Here is a 23,795-nt window from a genome sequence, read left to right as displayed (position 1 = left end):
GTGGAGCAGCCAAATATTATCGAACCACTGAACTTCGAAGAAATCTTTTCACGAATGAAAGAAGAGCTAGTGAGTCGAGACGCAGGTTTTACAGCATTAGTAGAAAGTGACCCAGCGATGAAGATTCTGGAGGTAGCAGCATGGCGAGAACTTTTGCTGAGAGAAAGAATAAATGAAGCAGTAAAAAGTAATTTAGTGAAGTTTGCAATGGGAGAAGATCTTGATAATTTAGCTGAATTTTACGGAGTTGAAAGAGAAAAAGAAGAAAAAGATGAAAATTTTAGGAAAAGGATTAAAGCAAAGATAGTTGGCTGGTCAACAGGAGGAAATTATCGGTATTATGCATTATCAGCAGATACAAGAGTAAAAGATGCATTAGTAGAATCACCTGTACCAGGAAAAGTACAAGTTTCAATCTTATCAACACAATTATCCACAACTGGCATACCCGAAGAAGAATTACTAGAAATTGTCAGAAATCAGCTAAAAAGGGAGGATGTGAGGATTTTAACAGATACAATAGAAGTGGTAAGTTGCAATATTATTGAAATAGATATCCACAGTAAAATTAGCATTAAAAGACCAGATATTATTGAAACAGTGAAGAAGAAATTTATCGAAAAGTTTGAAGCAAGCAAAAGACTGGGATGGAGTGTTACAAGATCATGGATAATAGCAAATTTATTTGTAGATGGTGTAGAAAACGTAGAATTAATAGAACCAAAAGAGGATGTTGTGGTACTGGGGAATGAATGTGCAAATTTGAGAAATTTAAAATGTTACTGCCACCAAATGCAACAAAACAGGAAAAAGGGCTAGTAGAAGCAATCGATTATAAAGTTGATCCAAGCAGGATAAGAGGATTTAAGCTTAATCCTAAAGATGAAATACTATCGTGGATAATAGAAGAATATGGGTTAGGAGAGATACTGCATTGGGCAAAAGACAAAAGAAAAGCCGTAGAGGAAGGAATAAAATTTCAGCGTTTAAGAGGAACATCAGCGTCACTGAAAATAGCATTAAAATGGGCAAATATAGAAGATATTACAATTATTGAAGAGCCACCCGGTAAACACTTTTTTGAGTTGCAAGTAGGGATAAAAGAGGTACCAAATGATTTCTTTGTTGATGCAGTAGTAGAACTAGCAAAGCTATCATTACCTGCAAGATCGAGACTAATGAGGATTTTTAACGATCACTACAATATTAGCAGGTTCATTTTAGATGAAAGCTTTTTTGGCAGTTTGTTATCGGATTATTCAGGGTTAAAAATAGAAAAAGATGGACCAGTGTTATCATTTGGAAGAGTAAATTTTTTCAGGTCTAGTGGTCCAGTTATTAGGATAATAGAAAACTATCTACGCGATCATTATGAGCAAGCATTTAGTAATGACATATATCGATTAGATGTAGCAATACTTGGAGAAACCGAGCCTCACACAAAGAATTATAACGGTCTTTATGAAAGAAGTCATCAGTGGAATAATTTAAAAACGTTATATCCGCTACCACAGAGCTTATTACCTGAGATTAAGTTTGCTAAAGCGCAGATAGTATTATCAGATAGCTGGAACTTAGGGGAAATATAGCTCTTTTTACAATAATCCGAACAGACCGTAATATGCTACTGGCCTGCTATAGCCATAAACACATATCTTATCGCATTCGGACTATTATAAGAAAGGCTATAAACGCATGTTTTCCGGTTACGAGCGTAGAAGAGGAAGGGGATAAATTTTTACTAGGAAGTAGCAAACTATCTGAACAACTGTGGAATTTAAAGTACAAGCCAATTTTAGAAAGGTTTAGCGTTACTCACCATTACAAGGTAGAAGACTTTACCAACCAAAAAGTTATAAGATTTGGTGTGGCAGAACACTATGTTCATTTTGAAAACAATTTAGATTTAAAGCAAAAGGACGCAATACACGAGTTAGAAAGTTAAATTTTGGTATTTTACCCAGGAGTATAGCTCTTTCCACAGAAGTCCGGATATGATAAGATTAAGGATAGATGGCGATAAGGAGGTTGGATGCCGGCAGCATATAGTTATGATTTAAGAAAAAAAGCAATGGAAGCACTAGACGAAGGGGAAAGCAGAGAAGCAGTGGCAGCAAGATTTAAAATTGGACGAACTACTTTGTGGGAGTGGCAGCAAAGAAAAAAAGAAACAGGCGACTTTCAGTCAAAAAAACTCGGTAATGGAGGTTACAATCAGAAAATTATCGACTGGAATAAGTTTATCGAATTTGCTAAAAAACACGGTAGAAAAACTCTGTCGGAAATGGCTAAACTTTGGGGCAACGTTAGTATCCAAACGATCCACCGAGCTCTCAGAAAAATTGGATTTACGCGCAAAAAAAGACATATGGATACAAGGAAAGGAACGAAGAAAAACGTGCTGAATTCTTAAAAATTATAGCAACAAAAGAACCAGAAAACTTAGTGTATATAGATGAGTCTGGGATTGATAACACGGAGGACTATCCATATGGGTATTGCCAGAAAGGACAGCGATTTTATGCCCTAAAATCTGGAAAAAAAACTCAACGAATCAGCATGGTTGCAGCCTTAAGTAGAAGAAAGATAGTTGCTCCATTAACATTTGAAGGCCACTGTAATATGGATATTTTTAATGGATGGTTTGAGCAATTTTTGGCACCGATCTTAGAACCTGGACAAACTGTCATTCTTGATAATGCTACTTTTCATAAGTCTGATAAGCTTATCAAGCTCGCTAAAGGAGTCGGTGCAGAAATTTTGTATCTGCCGCCTTATTCTCCAGATTTTAACAAAATTGAGCATCATTGGTTTGCTATAAAAAACAGAGCCAGGAAAAACATTCCTCTATTCGAATCCTTTCGTCGTGCTGTTGATTCTGCCTTCCTATGACCTATTCGGACTATTATGAGAAATGCTATACTAACGTGGCACGAACATCGTCATTTGAACAGAAGTTGGAAAAATAGCCAAGTAATATCTATAATAAGTTAAGCACTTATATTTAGATCCTCATATATTATGTTAATAATAGGTTAGAGTGTATGAAATAAAAAGAAAAAGACTTGCTTTCTTATGCTAAAACGGACATGACTTGAATAGCGGCAGGTAAATATAAGAAATTTGTCTGGCACTAGAAAAGCTAATTTTGTGAGGTATGCAATGGGGTTCAACGAAGAAAAGAGAGAATCTTTTAGTAAGTTTTTTAAAGAAGTATCAAGTAACGGATTTAAAAATATTAATAAAAGAAATGAAGAAGGAGAGACGATATTACACCAAGCAGTGGAAATCTCTGATTACAAAACAGTAAGGTTATTAATAAAAAAAGGAGCAGAGGTAAATGCAAGAGATAAAAAGGGTTATACACCACTGCACTGCGCAGTATTTGCGAGAAGTTTAGAAAATGTAAAAGTACTGCTAAGGGAAGGAGCAGAAGTAAATGCTACTCAATATGTCAGTGGATGTACGCCATTGCACTCTGCATGCAAAATAGGAGGAGCAGGAGTTGAAATAATAAAAGAGCTAGTAAAGGCAGGAGCTGAAGTTAATCAACTGAATAAGTACGGTGCAACACCAATGTACTACATATGGGAAAGTGAAAAGTATCGTCTATGTGATAGCAAAGAGAGTGAAAAGGCGAGTAAATTTCTGGGAAAGCAAGGTGGAATAACAAAAAGTAGAAAGCTGACGTGCTATGGAATAGAGAGTTTAGTGGAAGAAATAGCATGTATGTTAGATAGAAGCTATTTACCGGAGTTAAAAATAATAGAAATAGAAGAAATAAGAAAGAGAGATAAGGAGCTAATAAAGGAAGAGTGTAAAAATTTAGCAAGCAAGATAATGAGCCAAGTGAACGAAATGATAGATGAGGTGGTGAGAAAGAAGGCTTAAAAGAGGGGTTTAAATTTAAAGAAAAGGTGAGGTAGATTATGGTAAAGCTTGATAAGAAAGAGAAGTCAGCAAAAGAATTATTAGAGAACTCATATAAAAATATTTATGAAAGAGACGAAAAAGGAAGAACAGCTCTGCATTATGCAGTAGACGCAAAAACAGTGAGGTTATTAGTCGAAAAAGGAGCGAATGTGAATGCAGCAGATGTAGAAGGATACACAGCACTGCACCTAGCGATAACGGAGAAACGTCTAGAAACCGTTAGAGAATTGATAAAATCAGGAGGGAATGTAAATGCGGAAGAATATAGAAATAAATGCACTCCATTGCACCTTGCATGTATGGTGGGGAAAGTGGAAATAGTGGAGGAGCTAGTAAAAGCAGGGGCTGAAATAGAACAAGCAGATAAATTTGGGATGACAGCGATGGATTATGCGAAAAACAGCAAAGAGATCACTGAAATATTGAAGAAAGAAACAGACAGAATTGAAAAGTTATTTATGAAAGGCTAAAAATATGGAGGAAGAAACAGAAAAGAAAGTAATGAATTTAGAGAGAAAACCTTTGGATGAGCTGAGAAAAATATGGAAGAAGGTATATGGGGAAGAAGCACCACAACATTCGAGGAAATATCTGATACCAAGATTAGCTTATAGAATGCAGGAGGAAGAATATGGAGAGATGTCAAGAAAAGGAGCAAAAAGACTGGAGTATCTAGCAGATCGGCTAGAGAAGGGAAAAAGAATAAGTAGCGATAAATTACCAGTAGAAGGGACAGAGCTAATATTAGAGAGAGGTGAAGAGACGCATGCAGTGATGGTAACAGATAAGGGTTTAATCTACAGAGAAGAGTTTTATACGTCATTGTCGGCAGTAGCAGGGAAAATAATGGGAATGAGTTATAATGGACCATTTTTGTTCGGTATGAGAGAAAAGAGAGAAAATTAAAAAGGAAGAAGATGCTAAAAGAAGTAAGATGTGCGATATATACAAGAAAATCAAATGAAGACGGGTTAGAGCAGAAGTTTAACAGTTTAGATGCACAACGAGTAGCATGTGAAAAATATATAAAAAGCAGAGAAGGTTGGGTAGCATTGGCAAAAAAGTATGATGATGGTGGCTTTTCAGGAAAAAATTTAGAAAGACCAGCAATAAAGGAATTATTTGAAGATGTAAAAGTAGGAGAAGTAGATTGTGTAGTAGTATATACACTGGACAGGTTATCAAGGGAAACAAAAGACAGCATCGAAGTAACATCATTTTTTAGAAGGCACCGAGTAAATTTTGTAGCAGTAACACAGATATTTGACAATAATACGCCAATGGGAAAGTTCGTGCAAACGGTATTGTCAGGAGCAGCACAACTAGAAAGAGAAATGATAGTAGAGAGAGTAAAAAATAAAATAGCAACATCAAAAGAACAAGGATTATGGATGGGTGGAACTTTACCGCTAGGGTATGATGTAAAAGATAAAGAATTAATAATAAATGAGAAAGAAGCAAAAACAGTAAAGCATATATTTGAAAGATATTTGGAGCTGAAGTCAATGGCAGAACTGGCAAGGGAGCTAAATAGAGAAGGTTACAGAACAAAATCAGATATCTTTAAAAAGGCCACGGTGAGAAGAATAATAACAAATCCAATATATATGGGAAAAATACGGCATTATGAGAAAGAGTATGAGGGAAAGCATGAAGCAATAATAAAAGAGGAAAAATGGCAAAAAGCACAAGAATTGATAAGGAATCAACCATATAGGAAAGCAAAATATGAGGAAGCGCTGCTTAGGGGAATAATTAAGTGCAAGAGCTGTGATGTAAATATGACTCTGACATACTCAAAAAAGGAGAATAAAAGATATCGATACTACATATGTAATAACCACTTAAGGGGGAAGAATTGTGAAGCAGTAAATCGAACAGTAGTAGCAGGAGAAGTGGAAAAAGAAGTGATGAGGAAAGCGGAGCAGATATATGAAAAATGGGAAGAAAAAGCGGAAGAATGGAAAAATTTAAGTTTTGGAAAGCAGAAAGAAGTAGTGAAAAAGTTAATAAAAGGAGTAATGGTAAAAGAAGATGAAATAGAAGTGAGTTCGGAGGATAATATAGAATTTGTGCCAATGAACTTAAAAAAGAAAGGAAACAAATGTGTGGTAATAGAGCCAGAAGGTAAAACAAATAATGCGCTACTGAAAGCATTAGTGAGAGCTCACCTATGGAAACGTCAGCTAGAGGAAGGAAAATATGCAAGTGTGAAGGAACTGAGTGCCAAAATTAATATAGGTACAAGACGTATACAACAAATTTTAAGGTTAAATTATTTAGCACCAAAGATCAAAGAAGACATAGTAAATGGGAGGCAGCCAAAGGGTTTGAAGTTAGTTGAATTGAGGGAAATACCAATGCTGTGGAGTGAGCAGATGAAGAAATTTTGCAAATTAGCGATTTAAAAATCACACGATTAATACTTTACTAATACAAATTAGCTACATAAGAGATACAAAGAAAAAAATAATATGAGAAAACTAATTACCGGAAAAACTAATGAAGCAGATATAACCTATGAGTTGCCATTTGATCAAGATCAGTTAACAAGCAAAGATAAAAAGGAGCTTTTTAAGCTATTAAAAAGGATACAAGAGGGTAAAAGTATCAGTGAAAAAATTAGTAAATCCTTTCATGATACACGAAAGATTTCGTGGATACTAATAGTTGATATATATGAACGTAGAAGAGACGTATTCACACTATTACATTATGCTAGATTTTGCAAGAATAAGCAAGCTGAGAATGATCTTTTAGAAGAAGCTAAAAAACATGGGCTTTTTAAGGAGTTTAATCGTACGAAAATAGTCTCGGACTACTTAGGAAGTCATGGAGAATTAATACGTACATATAGTACTGTTAAAGATGGTGTAGTAAGGGTAGAAGGTTTTGAGCCTTGGGATGATAAGGAAGTGATGAATCCAAATATGACAAGTGACAAAGAAGAAAAAAACTCGTTAATAGAAACTATTATGGAAGGATCAGTGGCTTATAATATTTCAGAAGATATTGAAGAAGTTTCGGATAAGAATAAAGAAAATTTTTATGGAGAACAACAAGAAGAAACCGCAGAAACTGGCACTCAGCCGTGCAAGAAGATTAATAATGGTGAAGATTATGAAAGGAATGAAGAAAATCAAGGGAATTTCGCTAACTCAGGAAGAACGGTGGTAAAAGAGCTGAATGCTTTAAGAATCTTTTCTTCTAACCCTTGTGTTAACGATAAATCTTTCAAAATTGCAGATGAAGAATCATCAACAAAAGCAATGCAACGGAGAGCGATTCTGACTGGTGCCGTTGGGGTGGTGCTACTGGTAAGTGGTATTGTATCACATATTATGAAAATGCCTACTATAGGAACAGTTGGAGTGATTGCTGGATTGGCATGCATAAGCTTTGCGTTGTACAGTACCCTAGAACCGAGTACAAAGCTAGAGAAGGTAGAAGAGCTCTTCCGATCCAACGCAAGAGAACATTCCTAAAAAACACAGATATTAAAATAATTTCCTAAGAAATACTTCTAATTTACTAACCAAGTACTAAACCTGCTGCTATTTTCCTCAAGGCAATCCATCAACTTAATAGGTATATTGTTTACACTACTCATCTTCGTAGTCAGGATATTGTGGAGGAGCCTCTCCTTGCTTTTTAGTAACTTTTGGATATCTTGTTCCAGCTTCTGCTTCAATAATGCCACAACATTCTACTAAAAATTCCCAATTATCGCCATAATCAAAAAGAAAAATCATTTTTTTATCTGGCTCAAAAACCTTGTAGATATAAGAATTTTTGACGCTTTTTTCATTAGGCATAAACTATAATCAGTATTATAAAATAAAGTGTATACTTCATTACTTTCATAAATATCGTTTATGTTACTATAAAAACCAAATGAATGATCTAACTCAAAACTAAAGGCCTTTATGATAGTTTCTGCAAATTTATAAAGACTGCTTTCAATTCCATCTCACGGTAGATTTTTTTGTCTAGAGAAACTTTAAATGAGTATACTTTCTTTTTCTTATCCACTTAATTTACCTTTAACTTACATTAAGTTAACCAATCGCAAAAAAATAACGTAAGTCAAATATAACCTTACCCACATATCTTACCCTATTCGGACTATTAGGAGAAATGCTATACTTTAGAAAAAGCTTAACTGAACTTTCATTCGTTCTTACAGCACATACTTACTTTTCAATGACCAATTATATGGCTATTGCCACAAATAGGCGTTCTTAGGCCTTGAAGATGACTGTTTACTTTCAGCGAATCGTCTAAATCATGCTCTATTTTTTGTGTTGCCATCTCAAATTTAAATCCCAATTTTTCACAGAATTTTTGAAAATATTCTCTAATAATAGAGAGCAAGTTTCTATCTCCCTCTTTATAATTTTTTAATTCCTTGGGAACAGTGAGTGATAATTTACCGTCTTTATAGGTTACACCATCTTTTCCATCTTGAGACTCAAGTGTAAATTCCAGTGAGGTGGATAGACCACATATTTTTTCCCCTGGATTATCAAATTTGGTCACAGGTATTTCCATATCAGACTTTACTCTTATGTTATTATGGCCAGTGTAATCAATATTCATTACTTTGTCAGGGTCTTGCGTTGTTAATCGATAATTGCTAAGTGCAGAGTGATATTCAATAAATATACCTGCCAAGTATCCTGCTTGATTACAATTAGTAACTAGTTCTTCTAAGATAGGGTCACTCGGAACTTCTGCTTCAGCATATTTAAACATTTCCTTAAAAACTTCTTTTACAAATGGTCGGTAGTTCTTATTCTCATCTCCTACTTTGAGTAATAGATGCATATGCTCTCTTCCAGCATTGTAAAATCTCTCAAAATCTCTACCGTACGAATTGGTTTTCTGATAATCAGGAATTTCAGGATTTTCACAATGACTTTCCCACAATTCACTTAACGCGTTATGTGCAAGTTCCTTTTCAAGATCCTTTAGGAGTGAATCAACAAAAGCCCTACCATGATCTGTATCTATTTCTCTTTGTTTTTTTCTTGCGGTTTCAGTACTATATATATCATAACCATTAAAAAGGTTGCTTTTGCAATATTTAGCTCCTTCCATTAACGCAGAGGTTAAAACTGTATCTATAATCTTTCCATTAATAACAAAGTTCATTCTTGGAAGATCAAAATACATTGTTTCACCAGAGTTTGCTGATTTATTGCTCTCGCCAGCCTTTAATTTACTAAAGCCAAATTCTTTAATTTTAACCTTCAATGTAACTATTGGATTTGCTTCTGTCATAGTCCGTACTTATTAAAGCCCCTAAGCTTGATTATAACATAAGAACCATTAATAGATTATTAACAACACCTAAACGCAACAAAGGCCTTACACCATCTGTACAACAAATACGCAAAGACAATAGAACTTTATTATATTCTATCTATAATGATTCAAAATAGCAAGCCTCAAACTAGAAGCCTGCTACCACTTACTGGTTACTTTACATCAATCTTCTTGATGTGTTTCTCTGACTTAGGTATGGTTACATGTAATACTCCATCTGAAAAACTAGCAGATACTTTATCTCGCTCCACATTTACTGGAAGCTGAATAGACCTATAGAAAGAGCCATAGTACCTTTCTCGATGATAAAACTGCTTATCTTTTGACTCGTTATCACATGTCTTTTCACCCTTCACTATTAAGCTATCGCCAGATATACTAATATCTATGCTTTCTTTGGAAATACCTGGTAACTCTAATGAGAGGCAATAGCTTTCCTTTGTTTCATAAAGGTCACAAGCTGGTAATAGACTGTTGCTTCTTCTGGAAAGCTCTGGATTCCATCCTGTAAAGAAGCTATCAAATATGTCATCAACGGCTCTTTGTAACCCTCTTACACTAAAGTTATCACGGTTATTGTTTTTATTTGAATGAACTATATTGTTCATGTTGTACCTCCTTTCACTAATATGTGCATTATGTAATCATTCCACTTGTTAGTTTCAATACCTTATACCAAATATCATAAATAAGTAGGCAAATAACTCACAGAACAAATAGTTTTGATCGAACTTTCCGTAATATTACGAATGAATGCACATATAGTATCCTCCAATAAACTAATACCAATTCCTAAAAATAAATAGACAAATAAAGAAAAATTTCTAAAATAGAACAATTTAAGAATTAGTGAGGAGTTATGGCAGGAAAAAGTAAAGCAATAGGAGAAGAATGATATAATAAGTGTAACCTGGAATTAAAGAAGCACGGAATAAGAGGAGAGATAGGAAGAAGATTACAGGCAATAATATCTGGAAAAGAATATGGAATAACAAAAGTTGCTCAAATATACCGAATTACTAGAACTACATTGATGAAGTGGATTACAAGATTTAAGGAAGGAGGAGTCGATGCGTTTAAAATACAACCAGGACGTGGAGTAAAGCCGAAGTTGAGCTACAAGCAGCAAGAAGAAATTAAAAATGTCATAGCAGAAGAAGGAGCCAACCTAACGGCTAAGAAATTAAAAATCATAATTGAGAAAATGTTTTCTATTGAGGTAAGTAAGTCTACAGCACATGGACTGATGCAAAAGTTAGGTTTTTCGTATATTACTCCAAGGCCTGTGCACAATAAACAGGACAAAAATAAACAAGAAAAGTTTAAAAAAAAATCTTAATGAAACTATTGTCACGTATCCCGAAAAAGAGCTATTTTTCTTCGATGAATCGCGGTTTGGCACACATTCAAAGATTGGACACGGGTGGTTTAAAAAAGGCATTAGGACACAGGTTAAGGTGAAATTAGGTAGGCAAAACTTTTATCTCTATAGTGCAGTTAATCCTAGAAATGGAGAGACTTCTAGTTTATTCGCACCAAACGTCAATACTGATTGTATGAATATATTCCTTGAGCAGATGTCACAATATTTAGGAACAAGGGAGGCATTTCTTATTGTGGATTGTGCAGGATGGCATAGATCCAAAGGTTTAAAAATACCACAAAATATTACCTTAATCTACTTACCTCCATATTCACCAGAGTTAAATCCAGTAGAGCGTTTATGGCAATATTTGAAAGACAATCTCATTAAAAATAGAATATATGACTCTGTTAGTTTATTGGAGGATACTATATGTGCATTCATTCGTAATATTACGGAAAGTTCGATCAAAACTATTTGTTCTGTGAGTTATTTGCCTACTTATTTATGATATTTGGTATTATACCTAAATTTTGGATGAGTGATAAAAAAGCTAGAGGAAGAATGGACTATGGATTTGTCGAATTGGACTTTGAATACTTGATATCTTCTTTCCAGATAGATTGAAAACGAAGTTGTATAAAAAATGCTGCTTTGAATGGTTATTTTTGAAATATTTGAGCCTGATTTTTAAATTCCCCTTTCATTTACTAACTGATTGCAATAAGCTTCTTTCATAAAGCTAGATGGAACATATGATTTTTCTATTGTACAATCTGACTGTTTCATAGTTTTAGCTAACTCTTCAGAAACGTCACTGTTTATTTCAAAATAACCATCTTCTATGCCTATAGAAACATTTTTTCCTCCTAAAAGACAGCTCCCCCCTAAACTTGATTTATCCTCCAACTTACTAAAACGTGCTATGCTTTCTTCGTTGGCGAGCTTTACTTCTATTTTATTATTATCTCTATCACTAGGAGATAAATAAACACTGACCTTCCCAAAGTAAGTAGTAAAAGACATTTCAATTCTACCCTCCGAAATGTCGGTGTAATTCCTAACTCCTTCTTCATTTTCAACTCTAACTATACTTTCTCCAACTTGAAGCATACCAATTTCCAGACCTAAATTTTTAGCTTTTTTATTGTTGAATATTCTTGCAACTTCGACAACACTATCTTTTGGATATTTTATACAAAAGTGTCCATTGTCCATCTCTAACTCAAAATCATGATCATCAGTTTTTACACTTACGTCTACGATACTTTTGTACACCAAGTCCTTAAGTTCTAAAAGTATTTTTTCTCGTTGATCTAGAGCGTATCTATCTGAGCAAATTATGTTCACGAAATCGCCATGTTCTTCATCGCTAAATCTATTTAAAGACGCACCTCTTGATACTATTTGCAATATCTTTTTCTCATCTAAAAATCCATAAATTCGGGTAGTATCGTAAGAAAAATATAGCTTTTGCAATGTATCAATTATGCGATCCACTAAAGATATATTAGCTTTATACGGAAGAGTGAACATTACTCTTTGTTTCAGCGCCTCGCTTACAATTTTATCAAGTCTTTTATTGCACTCTTCATAATCCTCTTCATTACCATAGTTACCCAAAGCATCCAATTCATCATGAATATTATCTATTTTTTGCCAAATACTTTCATATTTTTCTCTTTCTCTTTCTCTTAATTTTACTTTTGCTAAGGAAAAAGAATCTTTTTTACGTATTATGTTTGCATTGTAGACTAGTTGACCGTAGGTCCTACCAACAATTTCATCATAATCAAAGCAATAGCTAACATTATAGTCACTTTCACTAGTTGATTCCTGATCATTGCTACTTTCATCGTCATCTTTATTCCATACTTCAATATCGTAATCAGTGTTTTCAAGGTTTTTGTCTTCACTTGTTCGATAATCTTGATTGTTTTCTACTTTTTCGTACAGCCAGGTTGATTTTTGATCATCGCTACTTTCATCGTCATCTTCATTCCATACTCCAATGTCGTAGTTAGTATTTTTAGGTTTTTTATCTTCACCTGTTTGATAATCTTCTGCTTCTCTATATAGCCATATTGATTCCTGGTCATCATTATCATTGATACGCCTCATTTCCACTTTTGTTGTAGACTGAGGTCTTACTATTTCTTTTCTTACGTTTTCTTTGTTTAATTCATCTTCAAGAGACACTTCATTACTAATATAGAAGTTTTTCTGTTTTAAACTCTCATTTTCATTCTGCAATGAACTAAATTCTGCAAACAGTTCTTCACGCTCTGATAAATAAACATAGAGCTGGCCTATTACATCATTAAGTTCCTTATCTTTTTCTAATATCTGGTTTTCATAATTACTCTTCAAATCCTCTATACTGTCTACCAGCACTACACTTTCTTTTCTTAGTCTACTTGAGTTAGATTCAACCAAATTTAACCTTTGCTGTAACTCTTCATTTTTTTTGTCTATCATCTGTATTTCACTCTTCATATCTTCTAATTTGCTGTCCAAGTTCCCTATTATGTCATTTTTATTCTTCACGTCCAATAATACTTTTTCTATTTCTTGTTTTAGCTGTTCAATTTCTTGGCCATTTTTAGTTAATTCTCTTGTTTTTCTTTGTAATTGAGCTTCAAGATCTTTAATTTTCTTTTCTAGGATCTGATTTTTCTTGCTGAGCTCACTCACTTCTTGATCATACTCTTCCGCTATACCTTTATAGCATTCCAAGAGCTTTTCATTTTTCTTGAGATCAAAGTTTTCTTGTTGCAGCCTTTCTATTTCACCATCTGAATTATCTATTACTTGGTTACCCTCACTACCAATCTCAAATATCTCTTCAGAAGTAATCGTAAAATCTTTAAATACGCAAGGCAAAGTAGTGTCTTCAAGGTTATTACTATCAAATGAGTTATATTGTACTACCTGCCTTGAACTAGGCATACTTATACCTTTCTATTAACAAAGGCACACAATGCATTATATTTACTATATACGCAACTGATTTAAACATAATTTATTTACTAATTCATATTGTGAATTTTTATAAAATAGGTTTATATGCAAAATATTATAATAACGTTAAAGCACGTAGCTAATACCATTATTAGTACAGTATAAAGGGCCTTTTTGCCTATAATTGAAGAGTTTAAGCAAATTCATAATATACCTCATTTATCTTCTAATAACGAAAATTTGTATCGAAACAGATAAGACCATAAGTATGAAATTCAAAGAGGAATGAATCAGTTAAATCAAGAATAGATGTTGTGTTATAGTAGTGATTATGCTAATTATTGGGTCGTTTGGTTAAAAGGTAATTGTGAAAAGGGGTAAGAATTTGACTGAAGATAAAAAATTAGCATCTGATATTCTAAAAGAGGTTGCAGGTACTGGTACTGCTGATAGTGATAAAGTGACATTGTTTGACATTAAAACAGCTTTACAAGAACGTGGTTTTGGTATTTTAATGATCATCTTCTCCTTGCCGCTATCGGTGCCTATACCGGTTCCACCTGGTTATACAACTATTCTTTCTATACCTTTAATCTTGTTTTCATTACAACTTCTGCTTGGGTTTCATTCTCCCTGGATGCCACGTTGGTTGGAAAGGAAATCCTTTAAACGTTCAACATTAGCCCTTGTGGTTAAAAAAACTTTACCTGCATTAAAAAAAATAGAAAAGTTCATGAAACCGAGAATGTCTTTTATCTTCTGTGGGCCAGGTGAAAAGATTTTGGCATTTATAATGCTGGTTTGCGTATTGGTGATAGCCAATCCGCTTCCGTTGACTCACTTCATTCCAGCAATCGGTACGACTCTTATTTCACTTGGTATTATGAATAAAGACGGGCTTGTCTCGATACTTGGAGTGTTGGTATCCTTGTGTGGAATATTATTTGCTCTTATTGTAATAGTAAAAGGTCCACAGCTTATAATTAGTGCGTTTTCTTTTCTCAAGAGTTTTGCATACGGTTAATCTTGAGCTATTAGCAAATTAGATATTCTATAGAAATACCATGGCAACCAGTGTGGAAGCAAATTCTTTTGTTTACTGTTTGTGTCTCAAAAGCATAAAAAAGTACGTACTGTTGTGAGAACAATTTAAACAAAAGCGGCGTTTTAAAAGTAAAAGCTTGGAATTTTTACAACAAAGTTAGGCAAAACAGTTCATATGTAGATTTAGCGAAAGTAAGCCAATATAGGTGATTTCAGCGTATAATAAAATCACCATATAAAAAAGTTCGTATGTATCGTTTGGAAGTCCAATCCATCCCAAAACAAACTCTTCTCACGACCCTTGGTTTTGAATGCTGGAAATGGTTGTGTTATTTGAGTTAGTGGTAATTAATGTTAAAGAGTGAAAATTAGTTTATTTGGAAATAAAAGGAAAATTCATTGCAATTCTATATTTAAAATAGAATAAAGCTCTTTTTGCATCATGTATTAATAAAAAAATATATTTTTTTGCGTATCCTTTCGTTTTAATTAATATGAAGTGATATGACACCTAATGTAGAGTTTAAAGATAATCACGGCACATCAATATCAAATTTGGAAAATGTTAAAATTATAACCTTGAGTGATGAGAAAGGGTGCGCCGTGGTACGCATTAAGAAATACTTAGCGGAGCTAAGCGGGGTTCAGAATAAATGGCCTCGAGGTGAACAACTAACTTTAACCCGAAAGGGAAGGAGGACAAGAGCATGTATGTAAAGCGAGAGTTATCTGAAGATGTGTAAGGTAACGGCTTGCAACACCTGATCAATATGGTTAAAGCTAAACTGCTTGAATTCTAATCTTCAGGGGTGGGATTTCACATCCATGGGTATCACATTCAAAACCCCATGTCTACAGTAAGCACAAATTAAACTTTCGTTTGTGTGACATTCTGGCTGTAGAACGATAAGTAGTGAACTTATTTAAGAGGATGAATAGAAAACCTAAGTTGATCTAGAACAGTTCTTAGTGACGGAACATGGGATGACCTAAGGAACGCGAGTTCTATGGTTACGGAGTCATCGTAGTAGTCGTGAAAGTAACGAATCACCGGGGAGTGTGGGAAAGCCACATACAGGGCAAAGGGTGACAGATAATTGAATGTTGAAATTGGGAGGTACGCAAGATGCGGAAAGCTGAAACAATACTTAACATTATACGTGAACGTGGAAAAAGAAATTTGCCGGTTAAAAACGTATATCGCCTACTCTATCAGCGTGATCTTTACCTTCGGGCGTATGGCAAACTTTGTCGTAATAAAGGTGCTATGACAGAAGGTGTGACAGTTGAAACAGTTGATGGTATGTCTTTGGAAAAGATCGATAAAATCATAGAGGGTTTACGCTATGAGCGATATCGGTGGACACCAGTAAAACGTATCTATGTTTTAAAGAAGAGTGGTAAACGCAGGCCGTTAGGGTTGCCAACATGGTCAAATAAGTTACTTCAAGAAGTAATTCGATTAATATTGGAAGCCTACTATGAGCCTAAATTTAGTGAATGTTCACATGGATTTCGACCAAAGCGTGGATGCCACACTGCATTAAGAGCAGTAATGCAAAAAGGCAGAGGTACAAAATGGTTTAATTACCCCGCCAACAATGTTGCAAAAAACGTAAAATTAGAGAAAAGCATTTCTCGAAAACTTCTATGTCCAAAAACAAGAGTGCCATTTATTTATAGTGCCAACAATCAATTAACCATCAGTTTCAATGAATGATATGAACATATTATTTCAAGGAAAGTTCATGGGAAATAAGAGATTAGCTATACGGATTAGCTATAGCTATGAAACTAACCGGTTGGCAGAAAAGTATTTGTTAGATGCTTATGAAAAAGCCATGTCAAAGCAAGTAAGCCAAAAAAATTTAAAACATAAAAATGGGATTCAAGGAGGATCGAATGGTAATAGTGAGTTTATATGCAAGAGTTTCTTCGGGGAAACAAGCACAAGAAAATACAATAGCAAGTCAAGTTGCAGCTTTAGAGAAGCAAATTAGTACGGATGGATACAAATTATTAAGTGAGTATAAATTTATTGATAATGGCTACAGTGGATCTAATTTAGTCCGTCCTGATCTAGAAAAGTTACGTGATAAAGTAACAGAAGGTAAAATTGATAGAATTTACATTCATTCACCTGATCGCTTATCTAGAAAATATGCATATCAAATGGTATTACTTGAAGAATTTGAGAAAGCAGGAGCAGAAGCGGTTTTCTTAAATTATGAGATTAACGATAATCCAGAATCTCAATTGCTGTTACAAATGCAAGGTATGATAGCAGAATATGAACGAGCGAAAATTATGGAACGAAGTCGTCGCGGAAAGATTTATGCAGCTAATAAAGGTTGTGTAAGCGTAATGGGAGGAGCTCCTTATGGTTATCGTTATATAGATAAATATATGGGAGGAGGACAAGCTTTATTTGAAATAAACGAAGAAGAAGCTAATGTTGTTCGGAAAGTATTTTTGTGGGTAGGAAGAGAAAGGACAAGTATTGGGGAAGTGTGTCGTCGGCTAAGAGGTTGTCGGGAAACTAGTAAATTCAAGCATATTCCCTCTTTAACATAACCCTACTCATAGCTAGGTATATGAAATTCTCAGTGGATGTTGTGAGTAAATCATACTCCTTCGATAGCCTTCTATTCCTATTAACCCAAGCAAAAGTCCTTTCTACAACCCATCTTCTTGGCTGTACTTTAAACCCTTGTTCTCTTGTTGGTAGTAGCTCAGGTGGCGTATCTTTGTGCACCCAAAATCTACATGGAGGCCTTTTAACAATTTCAATATCTATGTCATATTCTTCCTTTATGTGATTCTTTAAATTTCTTCCTTGGTATCCCATGTCAGCCCACATTTTTTTAACTTTAGTATATTTTGTTCTCATATTGTTTAATGCTATTTTAATACCATCTCTATCATTTTCGTTAGCAGCGCCTACGTAACAACCTAGTATAAAACCCTGAGTGTCTGTAATTATATGCCTTTTTCTACCCTTTACTTTTTTACTTCCATCATAGCCTTTGATCCCCCCTTTTCTGTAGCCTTTACAGATTGACTATCTACTATACAGGCACTCGGCTGCTCATTCCTTCCTATTTTTCTTCTACTATATTTTGTAATTTCATAATTCATTTTCTCAAAAATTCCCTGCTTCTTCCATTGCCTGAACTGCTCATACACAGTCTTCCATAGCGGAAAATCATTTGGTAAATACCGCCATTGACACCCTGTACGCAATACATAGAAAATTGCTTCTAATATTTCTTTTTTGCTATACTTTTGCGGCCTTCCTCCTTTCTTGTATGATACTCTGAAGTGTTTTTCTATTCTTGCCCATTCCCTTTCGCTTAGATCTGTTGGATACTTTTTTCTCATCTTTACCCCGTACTAAAATTTCAGATATTATAGCCTTTTACTTGTTTCCGGACAACCTCTAATTGCCAATGCAAGACTTAAAGAAGCAATTAATATGAAATAAAAAAAAATCTGCATAGAAAATAGGTTAACGGATATGTGCGTCTACACACATTTAAAGCACATATTCGTTAACCATAAAATCTAAGCAGTGGTTGCTGTTTGATATAAATTTCTTTCTGTATAAACTAGGATCTTTGTTACCAAAATACATTTTTCAATTGAATAAAAATACAAAATTATCAACAAATGAGACTAAATTCAAAAAATTTTAAAAAACATAGTTGATGGCAAGAAGGAGCAGCACTTCGAAATGATATGAGGTCAGGGTTTACATTTTGTGGCATAACGTTTGAGGAATATAGAGGGCAAGCAACTGACCCTGAAGGAACGGTTAGAAGATTTATTGACAAAGATACAGGGCACTGTTTTCCACTAGGAACAGCGAGCACATTTACAACATATTTTGCACCAGCAGACTTTAATGAGACAGTAAATACTCTTGGACAGCCACTCTATGCAAAACAAGAACCAAGGAGGTTTGATAGAGGAACTGATTTACATACGCAGTCAAATCCTCTGCCAATGTGCCATAGACCTGGCGTATTAGTAAAAGTCGCTATAGCATAACATACTGGTAGAGTAATTACAAGTTGGTGAGGCACAGAACGACTCTACCGGTATGCGCTTTCTTAGCATGTAAAGGTTAGTATATCAAAAAGAAATATGCAAGAGAATATTAAGCGATTATTGGAGGATTGTTTTAAGCATCTAGGAGTGGAAGCCATATATTGTAATCGAAATAAGGAGGGTATTCGTAGAATAAAAGTGCTAATAAAACGTCCTGAGACTACGTACTCTCTAGGTGCAGATGGAGCATTAACTCAGCAAATTGCTTCTATAGAAATACGTGATCAGGACGTTACTTCCTTTAGCATAGGTGATTATATCAAGATTGAAAAAAGGTTCTACAAGATTTTTGAACCACCGTTAAAAGATTCTTCGAGTGAAATATGGAAAATTGAGGCAATAGAAAGTGTTTGATATTAAAATTAGTAACAATATTAATGAAATAGTCTACAATATTGACGAAAAAGAGCAGAAAGTAAAACTGGCAGCTATAAAAGCACTAAATAGAACAGCACTATGGTTAAAAGCGCAAGCAGCTAAGGAAATCAGTGAGGAAAAGAAGATAAAATTAAGTTTGATAAGAAAGAGATTAAGAATTTTTAAGGCGAAAACTAGCAGATTAGAAGTGTTAATTAGAGCAAATCTCTATGACATTAGAGCATCGACAATTGGCAAAATACAAAAAACAAGAAGAGGATCGAAAGTAGGAAAGCATGAGTTTATAGGAGGATTTGCAGCAGTTATGCCAAAAGGAAATAGCGGTATGTTTAAACGTGAAGGAAGAGCAGCATTGCCAATAAAGGAAGTTAAATTGCCATTGGAACCAGAAGCATCAAAAGTAATGAGAGATCTTGTTAATTATGAGGTTGAGAAAGTGTTTACAAAATTTTTTGAACGTGAATTGAGCTATAAAGGATGAATTTGAAAGATTTACATGATAAAATTTGTACCACGCTGAAGAAAGAAATTTCTGCGATACAAACATGCGAAGTATATCCAGCAATAAGGAAAGAATTAGTAGCACCGGCAGTATTTATAGAATTATCAAGTCTAGAGCAAGGAAAAGATCCAGGAACAGAAGAATTAGCTCTGAAAGCAAGATTTGAAGCTAGAATAGTATAGCATTTCTCATAATAGTCCGAATAGGTCATAGGAAGGCAGAATCAACAGCACGACGAAAGGATTCGAATAGAGGAATGTTTTTCCTGGCTCTGTTTTTTATAGCAAACCAATGATGCTCAATTTTGTTAAAATCTGGAGAATAAGGCGGCAGATACAAAATTTCTGCACCGACTCCTTTAGCGAGCTTGATAAGCTTATCAGACTTATGAAAAGTAGCATTATCAAGAATGACAGTTTGTCCAGGTTCTAAGATCGGTGCCAAAAATTGCTCAAACCATCCATTAAAAATATCCATATTACAGTGGCCTTCAAATGTTAATGGAGCAACTATCTTTCTTCTACTTAAGGCTGCAACCATGCTGATTCGTTGAGTTTTTTTTCCAGATTTTAGGGCATAAAATCGCTGTCCTTTCTGGCAATACCCATATGGATAGTCCTCCGTGTTATCAATCCCAGACTCATCTATATACACTAAGTTTTCTGGTTCTTTTGTTGCTATAATTTTTAAGAATTCAGCACGTTTTTCTTCGTTCCTTTCCTTGTATCCATATGTCTTTTTTTGCGCGTAAATCCAATTTTTCTGAGAGCTCGGTGGATCGTTTGGATACTAACGTTGCCCCAAAGTTTAGCCATTTCCGACAGAGTTTTTCTACCGTGTTTTTTAGCAAATTCGATAAACTTATTCCAGTCGATAATTTTCTGATTGTAACCTCCATTACCGAGTTTTTTTGACTGAAAGTCGCCTGTTTCTTTTTTTCTTTGCTGCCACTCCCACAAAGTAGTTCGTCCAATTTTAAATCTTGCTGCCACTGCTTCTCTGCTTTCCCCTTCGTCTAGTGCTTCCATTGCTTTTTTTCTTAAATCATAACTATATGCTGCCGGCATCCAACCTCCTTATCGCCATCTATCCTTAATCTTATCATATCCGGACTTCTGTGGAAAGAGCTATACCTTCTTGAGCAGCCCAGTGTAAAGAATTACAACCATGAATATCTTTGTCTTTAACATTAACGGATCCTCTATTAAAAAGAAGCTTAACCACATCTAATCTACCTTCTTGAATAGCTACATATAAAGGTGTTAATTCGTGCTTATTTTCGGTATCAATATTTCCAATTCTTCTGATTAAGTCTTCAGCTTCACTGATGTTATTTTGTACTATAGCATTAAACATCTGATTTTTTAATACAACCACTTTTTCTTTATTAAGGTCCCCTATAATATCTTCTGAGTTACAAGTAGAAATTATACATTTCGAGTTAGAGAGTATTGTATCATTAAAAGCAAATATCATCTCTCTTGCTGGCTGGTAGGTATTCCAATTCTCTACTTTTATTAGAGTATTATTTTTATGTAATAGAACTAAGCTATCATTAATAACTTCTGCATCAAAACCTAATATAGATTTATCTCTGAAATCGACTAAACCAATATCATTATTATTAATTGGCTGATTATGGTAAATCTGTAATCCTTGTTCATCTGGTTTGTAATATCTGAAAAAATTAGGATTTGTTTCTATATGTTTAAGTTCTAGATTTGCACTATCGATTTTGTAAAATTTATTGTTTATCCGCAATATAATGTATTGATGCTCTGGACTTTTTAAGTAATCAATTAAACCAATAGTGCACATTAAACAGGCAGCCAAAACCTATGGTGTTATGCAAGCGTGATAGTACAAAATTACGTGAAATAACTCATCTTCTAGAGTTGGTGGCGCCTGAACGGTTATGGTTAAAAACACTACTAGCTTCAGGAACTTCCAAGGCAGAACGCGGGTTACCAAAATTACTAGAACCACTAACATTAAGCAAAATAGGTGCTTCTTGTCCTGAAGCAGGAATACGCTCTACACGAGATATAGTAACTTCTTCTCCTTCTTCTCCAAAAAGTTCAGGATCGCACACCCTAAAGCATTCTACCATACATGTAGACAATTCTGCCCTTCTCGCACTCTTGTGTTTTAAAGATTTGATGAGTAAGTTATAAATCTGTTCTCGACTTTGATCAGGTATCTCGATTTGAATAGGTAGATATACTGAATTATTTTCTCTCTCTAATGCCAGCGAGATACTTTCCCTCTTAATTTTCTTATCCATATGAGACCTTAAACAACCATTTACATTTCTATTTTCTAGCAAAGCTGTATTAATAGCTTGAGCATTTTCTAATGCCCAGATGGCACTATCATAATAGTCTCCTTCCTGCACAGTGGAAACATCTTCGATTCTAACATTTTCTCCTAAGACATCCTCAACTGAACGACTTACACCGGCTTCAACGCCCATGTTATAGCAGTCAGCATAGTACGCAAAGTAATTCTCACTTCGGTAAATAATCACTAATGTAACCCAATGATTATTACCTAGATTAACAATTAAAGTTACCTGACGACTTGTATCTGATGTTACATTTTGCTTAAATTCAGTTAATACATTGTTCACACACTTGTAACCTGTTCTATCTCCTTCATGGATTACCTCCATGGAGGTTACTGCAAAACTTTGATTGCTACAATTATGAAGACCATATTGCTTTGCAGCGAGGAGTATGTCCCGATATTGAAGGCAGTAATCATAACACTCATTTAATGTTGCAAATTCTAGTGTAAGGAGATCATCCACATCTCGTATTTGGTTGCCATATCCAAGAATATTGTTTATGTTCTGTAATATGCGCTGCAATGCCTTATCTTGAATTTCAATAGAGCTTACAAAATATCTATAGCTCTTTCCACAGAAGTCCGGATATGATAAGATTAAGGATAGATGGCGATAAGGAGGTTGGATGCCGGCAGCATATAGTTATGATTTAAGAAAAAAAGCAATGGAAGCACTAGACGAAGGGGAAAGCAGAGAAGCAGTGGCAGCAAGATTTAAAATTGGACGAACTACTTTGTGGGAGTGGCAGCAAAGAAAAAAAGAAACAGGCGACTTTCAGTCAAAAAAACTCGGTAATGGAGGTTACAATCAGAAAATTATCGACTGGAATAAGTTTATCGAATTTGCTAAAAAACACGGTAGAAAAACTCTGTCGGAAATGGCTAAACTTTGGGGCAACGTTAGTATCCAAACGATCCACCGAGCTCTCAGAAAAATTGGATTTACGCGCAAAAAAAGACATATGGATACAAGGAAAGGAACGAAGAAAAACGTGCTGAATTCTTAAAAATTATAGCAACAAAAGAACCAGAAAACTTAGTGTATATAGATGAGTCTGGGATTGATAACACGGAGGACTATCCATATGGGTATTGCCAGAAAGGACAGCGATTTTATGCCCTAAAATCTGGAAAAAAAACTCAACGAATCAGCATGGTTGCAGCCTTAAGTAGAAGAAAGATAGTTGCTCCATTAACATTTGAAGGCCACTGTAATATGGATATTTTTAATGGATGGTTTGAGCAATTTTTGGCACCGATCTTAGAACCTGGACAAACTGTCATTCTTGATAATGCTACTTTTCATAAGTCTGATAAGCTTATCAAGCTCGCTAAAGGAGTCGGTGCAGAAATTTTGTATCTGCCGCCTTATTCTCCAGATTTTAACAAAATTGAGCATCATTGGTTTGCTATAAAAAACAGAGCCAGGAAAAACATTCCTCTATTCGAATCCTTTCGTCGTGCTGTTGATTCTGCCTTCCTATGACCTATTCGGACTATTATGAGAAATGCTATACTTTCTAAAAAAGGGAACGACGTAGTTAGAAATTTTGCTATTTCAAATCTATTATTTTCATAGGCAAAGCTTAATAGAAATGCTAAAAGCTCTTTATCTACATTATGGTGTATTCTAAATATAGATTCTAATGATTCCAATCGACACAACATGATAGCCCAAGAAAACAAATCCCTATTCTGATGACTGTCAATAATAAGCGTGGGGTCCTTTCTGCTAAGAAAGCTTACCATTTTTAGATCGTTATTGAAGATAGCGAATTTGATAGGAATAAGACCAAGTTTATTAGGGAATCTGATCAAACCAGGTTGAAT

At 34.7% G+C, this 23,795-nt stretch carries 22 protein-coding genes and 5 pseudogenes; 19 read left to right on the top strand and 8 right to left on the bottom strand.

The window, feature by feature from the left end; translation table 11 throughout:
* The 9 genes and pseudogenes from AAGD90_RS04385 (at position 1) to AAGD90_RS04345 (ending at position 7,418) form a co-directional block, all read left to right on the top strand.
* Positions 1-819 carry a baseplate J/gp47 family protein gene (locus AAGD90_RS04385; protein ID WP_341821722.1) on the top strand — a complete coding sequence of 273 codons (819 nt, stop codon included), beginning with the start codon at positions 1-3 and terminating at the stop codon, positions 817-819.
* Positions 777-1,583 (top strand): annotated as a pseudogene (locus AAGD90_RS04380) (phage tail protein); the annotation flags it as partial. The gene AAGD90_RS04385 and the pseudogene AAGD90_RS04380, both read left to right, overlap by 43 nt.
* Before the next feature lie 104 nt (positions 1,584-1,687).
* A pseudogene (locus AAGD90_RS04375) lies at positions 1,688-1,945 on the top strand (phage tail protein); the annotation flags it as partial.
* Between the two features lie 87 nt (positions 1,946-2,032).
* Positions 2,033-2,892 (top strand): IS630 family transposase gene (locus tag AAGD90_RS04370; protein ID WP_156518142.1). Its coding sequence is split into 2 segments (ribosomal slippage): positions 2,033-2,357 and positions 2,357-2,892, totalling 861 coding nucleotides; the frame shifts between segments, so codons are not numbered across the junction.
* 270 nt (positions 2,893-3,162) lie between these two features.
* Entirely contained in the window at positions 3,163-3,891 is a 729-nt protein-coding gene (locus AAGD90_RS04365) for an ankyrin repeat domain-containing protein (RefSeq protein WP_182282599.1), read from the top strand.
* A 38-nt stretch (positions 3,892-3,929) separates the two neighbouring features.
* Entirely contained in the window at positions 3,930-4,403 is a 474-nt protein-coding gene (locus AAGD90_RS04360) for an ankyrin repeat domain-containing protein (protein ID WP_182282598.1), read from the top strand.
* 4 nt (positions 4,404-4,407) lie between these two features.
* Positions 4,408-4,839 (top strand): DUF2924 domain-containing protein, encoded by a 432-nt coding sequence (locus AAGD90_RS04355; protein ID WP_316658865.1) that lies wholly within the window; start codon positions 4,408-4,410, stop codon positions 4,837-4,839.
* A gap of 11 nt (positions 4,840-4,850) precedes the next feature.
* The gene (locus AAGD90_RS04350; protein WP_341821721.1) at positions 4,851-6,341 is read left to right on the top strand and encodes a recombinase family protein; all 1,491 of its coding nucleotides are present in this window, start codon (positions 4,851-4,853) and stop codon (positions 6,339-6,341) included.
* Positions 6,342-6,407: 66 nt separating this feature from the next.
* Positions 6,408-7,418 (top strand): hypothetical protein, encoded by a 1,011-nt coding sequence (locus AAGD90_RS04345; protein WP_341821720.1) that lies wholly within the window; start codon positions 6,408-6,410, stop codon positions 7,416-7,418.
* A gap of 117 nt (positions 7,419-7,535) precedes the next feature.
* Here AAGD90_RS04345 and AAGD90_RS04340 read toward each other — a convergent pair whose 3' ends face one another.
* The 3 genes from AAGD90_RS04340 to AAGD90_RS04330 form a co-directional block, all read right to left on the bottom strand.
* A complete protein-coding gene (locus AAGD90_RS04340) occupies positions 7,536-7,748 on the bottom strand; it encodes a plasmid pRiA4b ORF-3 family protein (RefSeq protein WP_141456728.1) in 213 nt (70 codons plus the stop codon).
* Positions 7,749-8,133: 385 nt separating this feature from the next.
* The gene (locus tag AAGD90_RS04335; RefSeq protein ID WP_341821706.1) at positions 8,134-9,216 is read right to left on the bottom strand and encodes a hypothetical protein; all 1,083 of its coding nucleotides are present in this window, start codon (positions 9,214-9,216) and stop codon (positions 8,134-8,136) included.
* Between the two features lie 197 nt (positions 9,217-9,413).
* A complete protein-coding gene (locus AAGD90_RS04330) occupies positions 9,414-9,869 on the bottom strand; it encodes an Hsp20/alpha crystallin family protein (RefSeq protein WP_341821719.1) in 456 nt (151 codons plus the stop codon).
* A 302-nt stretch (positions 9,870-10,171) separates the two neighbouring features.
* Here AAGD90_RS04330 and AAGD90_RS04325 point away from each other — a divergent pair.
* Positions 10,172-11,135, top strand: a protein-coding gene (locus tag AAGD90_RS04325) for an IS630 family transposase (protein WP_264704656.1) whose coding sequence is annotated in 2 segments (ribosomal slippage) — positions 10,172-10,585 and positions 10,587-11,135 — 963 coding nt in all. Because the reading frame shifts where the segments join, the coding sequence is not laid out codon by codon here.
* Between the two features lie 179 nt (positions 11,136-11,314).
* Here AAGD90_RS04325 and AAGD90_RS04320 read toward each other — a convergent pair.
* The gene (locus AAGD90_RS04320) at positions 11,315-13,573 is read right to left on the bottom strand and encodes a hypothetical protein (protein WP_341821717.1); all 2,259 of its coding nucleotides are present in this window, start codon (positions 13,571-13,573) and stop codon (positions 11,315-11,317) included.
* A gap of 379 nt (positions 13,574-13,952) precedes the next feature.
* Between AAGD90_RS04320 and AAGD90_RS04315 the strand changes: the two genes are divergently transcribed.
* The 4 genes and pseudogenes from AAGD90_RS04315 to AAGD90_RS04300 all read left to right on the top strand — a co-directional run bounded on the left by AAGD90_RS04315 (position 13,953) and on the right by AAGD90_RS04300 (position 17,203).
* Positions 13,953-14,609, top strand: coding sequence for an exopolysaccharide biosynthesis protein (locus tag AAGD90_RS04315; protein ID WP_341821716.1), 657 nt, complete (start codon positions 13,953-13,955; stop codon positions 14,607-14,609).
* A gap of 524 nt (positions 14,610-15,133) precedes the next feature.
* Positions 15,134-15,346, top strand: coding sequence for a hypothetical protein (locus AAGD90_RS04310; protein ID WP_341821715.1), 213 nt, complete (start codon positions 15,134-15,136; stop codon positions 15,344-15,346).
* Between the two features lie 409 nt (positions 15,347-15,755).
* Positions 15,756-16,214: pseudogene (locus AAGD90_RS04305) on the top strand (maturase); the annotation flags it as partial.
* A gap of 317 nt (positions 16,215-16,531) precedes the next feature.
* Positions 16,532-17,203, top strand: coding sequence for a recombinase family protein (locus AAGD90_RS04300; RefSeq protein WP_341821713.1), 672 nt, complete (start codon positions 16,532-16,534; stop codon positions 17,201-17,203).
* Here the strand turns inward: AAGD90_RS04300 and AAGD90_RS04295 are convergent.
* A protein-coding gene (locus AAGD90_RS04295) for an IS5-like element ISWpi1 family transposase (RefSeq protein WP_341821712.1) occupies positions 17,178-18,010 on the bottom strand; the annotation gives its coding sequence in 2 pieces (ribosomal slippage) (positions 17,178-17,641 and positions 17,641-18,010; 834 coding nt in all). The two genes, AAGD90_RS04300 and AAGD90_RS04295, sit on opposite strands and share 26 nt — an antisense overlap.
* Positions 18,011-18,337: 327 nt before the next feature.
* Between AAGD90_RS04295 and AAGD90_RS04290 the strand changes: the two are divergent.
* From AAGD90_RS04290 to AAGD90_RS04275, 4 genes and pseudogenes are all read left to right on the top strand, one after another.
* Positions 18,338-18,679, top strand: a pseudogene (locus AAGD90_RS04290) (major capsid protein); the annotation flags it as partial.
* A gap of 96 nt (positions 18,680-18,775) precedes the next feature.
* Positions 18,776-19,093, top strand: coding sequence for a hypothetical protein (locus AAGD90_RS04285; protein WP_341819738.1), 318 nt, complete (start codon positions 18,776-18,778; stop codon positions 19,091-19,093).
* A 19-nt stretch (positions 19,094-19,112) separates the two neighbouring features.
* Complete coding sequence (locus AAGD90_RS04280) at positions 19,113-19,598, top strand: phage tail protein (protein WP_410529994.1); 486 nt, start codon at positions 19,113-19,115, stop codon at positions 19,596-19,598.
* A pseudogene (locus AAGD90_RS04275) lies at positions 19,595-19,798 on the top strand (hypothetical protein); the annotation flags it as partial. The gene AAGD90_RS04280 and the pseudogene AAGD90_RS04275, both read left to right, overlap by 4 nt.
* A gap of 28 nt (positions 19,799-19,826) precedes the next feature.
* On the opposite strand, the gene AAGD90_RS04270 reads toward AAGD90_RS04275, so the two are convergent.
* From AAGD90_RS04270 to AAGD90_RS04260, 3 genes are all read right to left on the bottom strand, one after another.
* A protein-coding gene (locus AAGD90_RS04270; RefSeq protein WP_156518142.1) for an IS630 family transposase occupies positions 19,827-20,686 on the bottom strand; the annotation gives its coding sequence in 2 pieces (ribosomal slippage) (positions 19,827-20,362 and positions 20,362-20,686; 861 coding nt in all).
* A gap of 34 nt (positions 20,687-20,720) precedes the next feature.
* Positions 20,721-21,437, bottom strand: a complete 717-nt coding sequence (locus tag AAGD90_RS04265; protein ID WP_341821711.1) for an ankyrin repeat domain-containing protein — start codon at positions 21,435-21,437, stop codon at positions 20,721-20,723.
* A gap of 64 nt (positions 21,438-21,501) precedes the next feature.
* Positions 21,502-22,488, bottom strand: a complete 987-nt coding sequence (locus tag AAGD90_RS04260) for a hypothetical protein (protein ID WP_341821710.1) — start codon at positions 22,486-22,488, stop codon at positions 21,502-21,504.
* Positions 22,489-22,591: 103 nt separating this feature from the next.
* On the opposite strand from AAGD90_RS04260, the gene AAGD90_RS04255 reads away from it, so the two are divergent.
* A protein-coding gene (locus AAGD90_RS04255; RefSeq protein ID WP_156518142.1) for an IS630 family transposase occupies positions 22,592-23,451 on the top strand; the annotation gives its coding sequence in 2 pieces (ribosomal slippage) (positions 22,592-22,916 and positions 22,916-23,451; 861 coding nt in all).
* Positions 23,452-23,795: the final 344 nt, after the last annotated feature.

The sequence above is a fragment of the Wolbachia endosymbiont (group A) of Ischnus inquisitorius genome (genome assembly GCF_964026985.1).
GTDB classification, from domain to species: Bacteria; Pseudomonadota; Alphaproteobacteria; order Rickettsiales; family Anaplasmataceae; genus Wolbachia; species Wolbachia pipientis.
This window is presented reverse-complemented; position numbering and strand designations above follow the sequence as displayed.

Coding starts and splice junctions, on each gene's coding strand:
- AAGD90_RS04365 (WP_182282599.1), top strand. CDS start 3,163: ATGGGGTTCAACGAAGAAAAGAGAGAATCTTTTAGTAAGTTTTTTAAA.
- AAGD90_RS04360 (WP_182282598.1), top strand. CDS start 3,930: ATGGTAAAGCTTGATAAGAAAGAGAAGTCAGCAAAAGAATTATTAGAG.
- AAGD90_RS04355 (WP_316658865.1), top strand. CDS start 4,408: ATGGAGGAAGAAACAGAAAAGAAAGTAATGAATTTAGAGAGAAAACCT.
- AAGD90_RS04350 (WP_341821721.1), top strand. CDS start 4,851: ATGCTAAAAGAAGTAAGATGTGCGATATATACAAGAAAATCAAATGAA.
- AAGD90_RS04345 (WP_341821720.1), top strand. CDS start 6,408: ATGAGAAAACTAATTACCGGAAAAACTAATGAAGCAGATATAACCTAT.
- AAGD90_RS04340 (WP_141456728.1), bottom strand. CDS start 7,748: ATGCCTAATGAAAAAAGCGTCAAAAATTCTTATATCTACAAGGTTTTT.
- AAGD90_RS04335 (WP_341821706.1), bottom strand. CDS start 9,216: ATGACAGAAGCAAATCCAATAGTTACATTGAAGGTTAAAATTAAAGAA.
- AAGD90_RS04330 (WP_341821719.1), bottom strand. CDS start 9,869: ATGAACAATATAGTTCATTCAAATAAAAACAATAACCGTGATAACTTT.
- AAGD90_RS04320 (WP_341821717.1), bottom strand. CDS start 13,573: ATGCCTAGTTCAAGGCAGGTAGTACAATATAACTCATTTGATAGTAAT.
- AAGD90_RS04310 (WP_341821715.1), top strand. CDS start 15,134: ATGACACCTAATGTAGAGTTTAAAGATAATCACGGCACATCAATATCA.
- AAGD90_RS04300 (WP_341821713.1), top strand. CDS start 16,532: ATGGTAATAGTGAGTTTATATGCAAGAGTTTCTTCGGGGAAACAAGCA.
- AAGD90_RS04285 (WP_341819738.1), top strand. CDS start 18,776: ATGCAAGAGAATATTAAGCGATTATTGGAGGATTGTTTTAAGCATCTA.
- AAGD90_RS04265 (WP_341821711.1), bottom strand. CDS start 21,437: ATGTGCACTATTGGTTTAATTGATTACTTAAAAAGTCCAGAGCATCAA.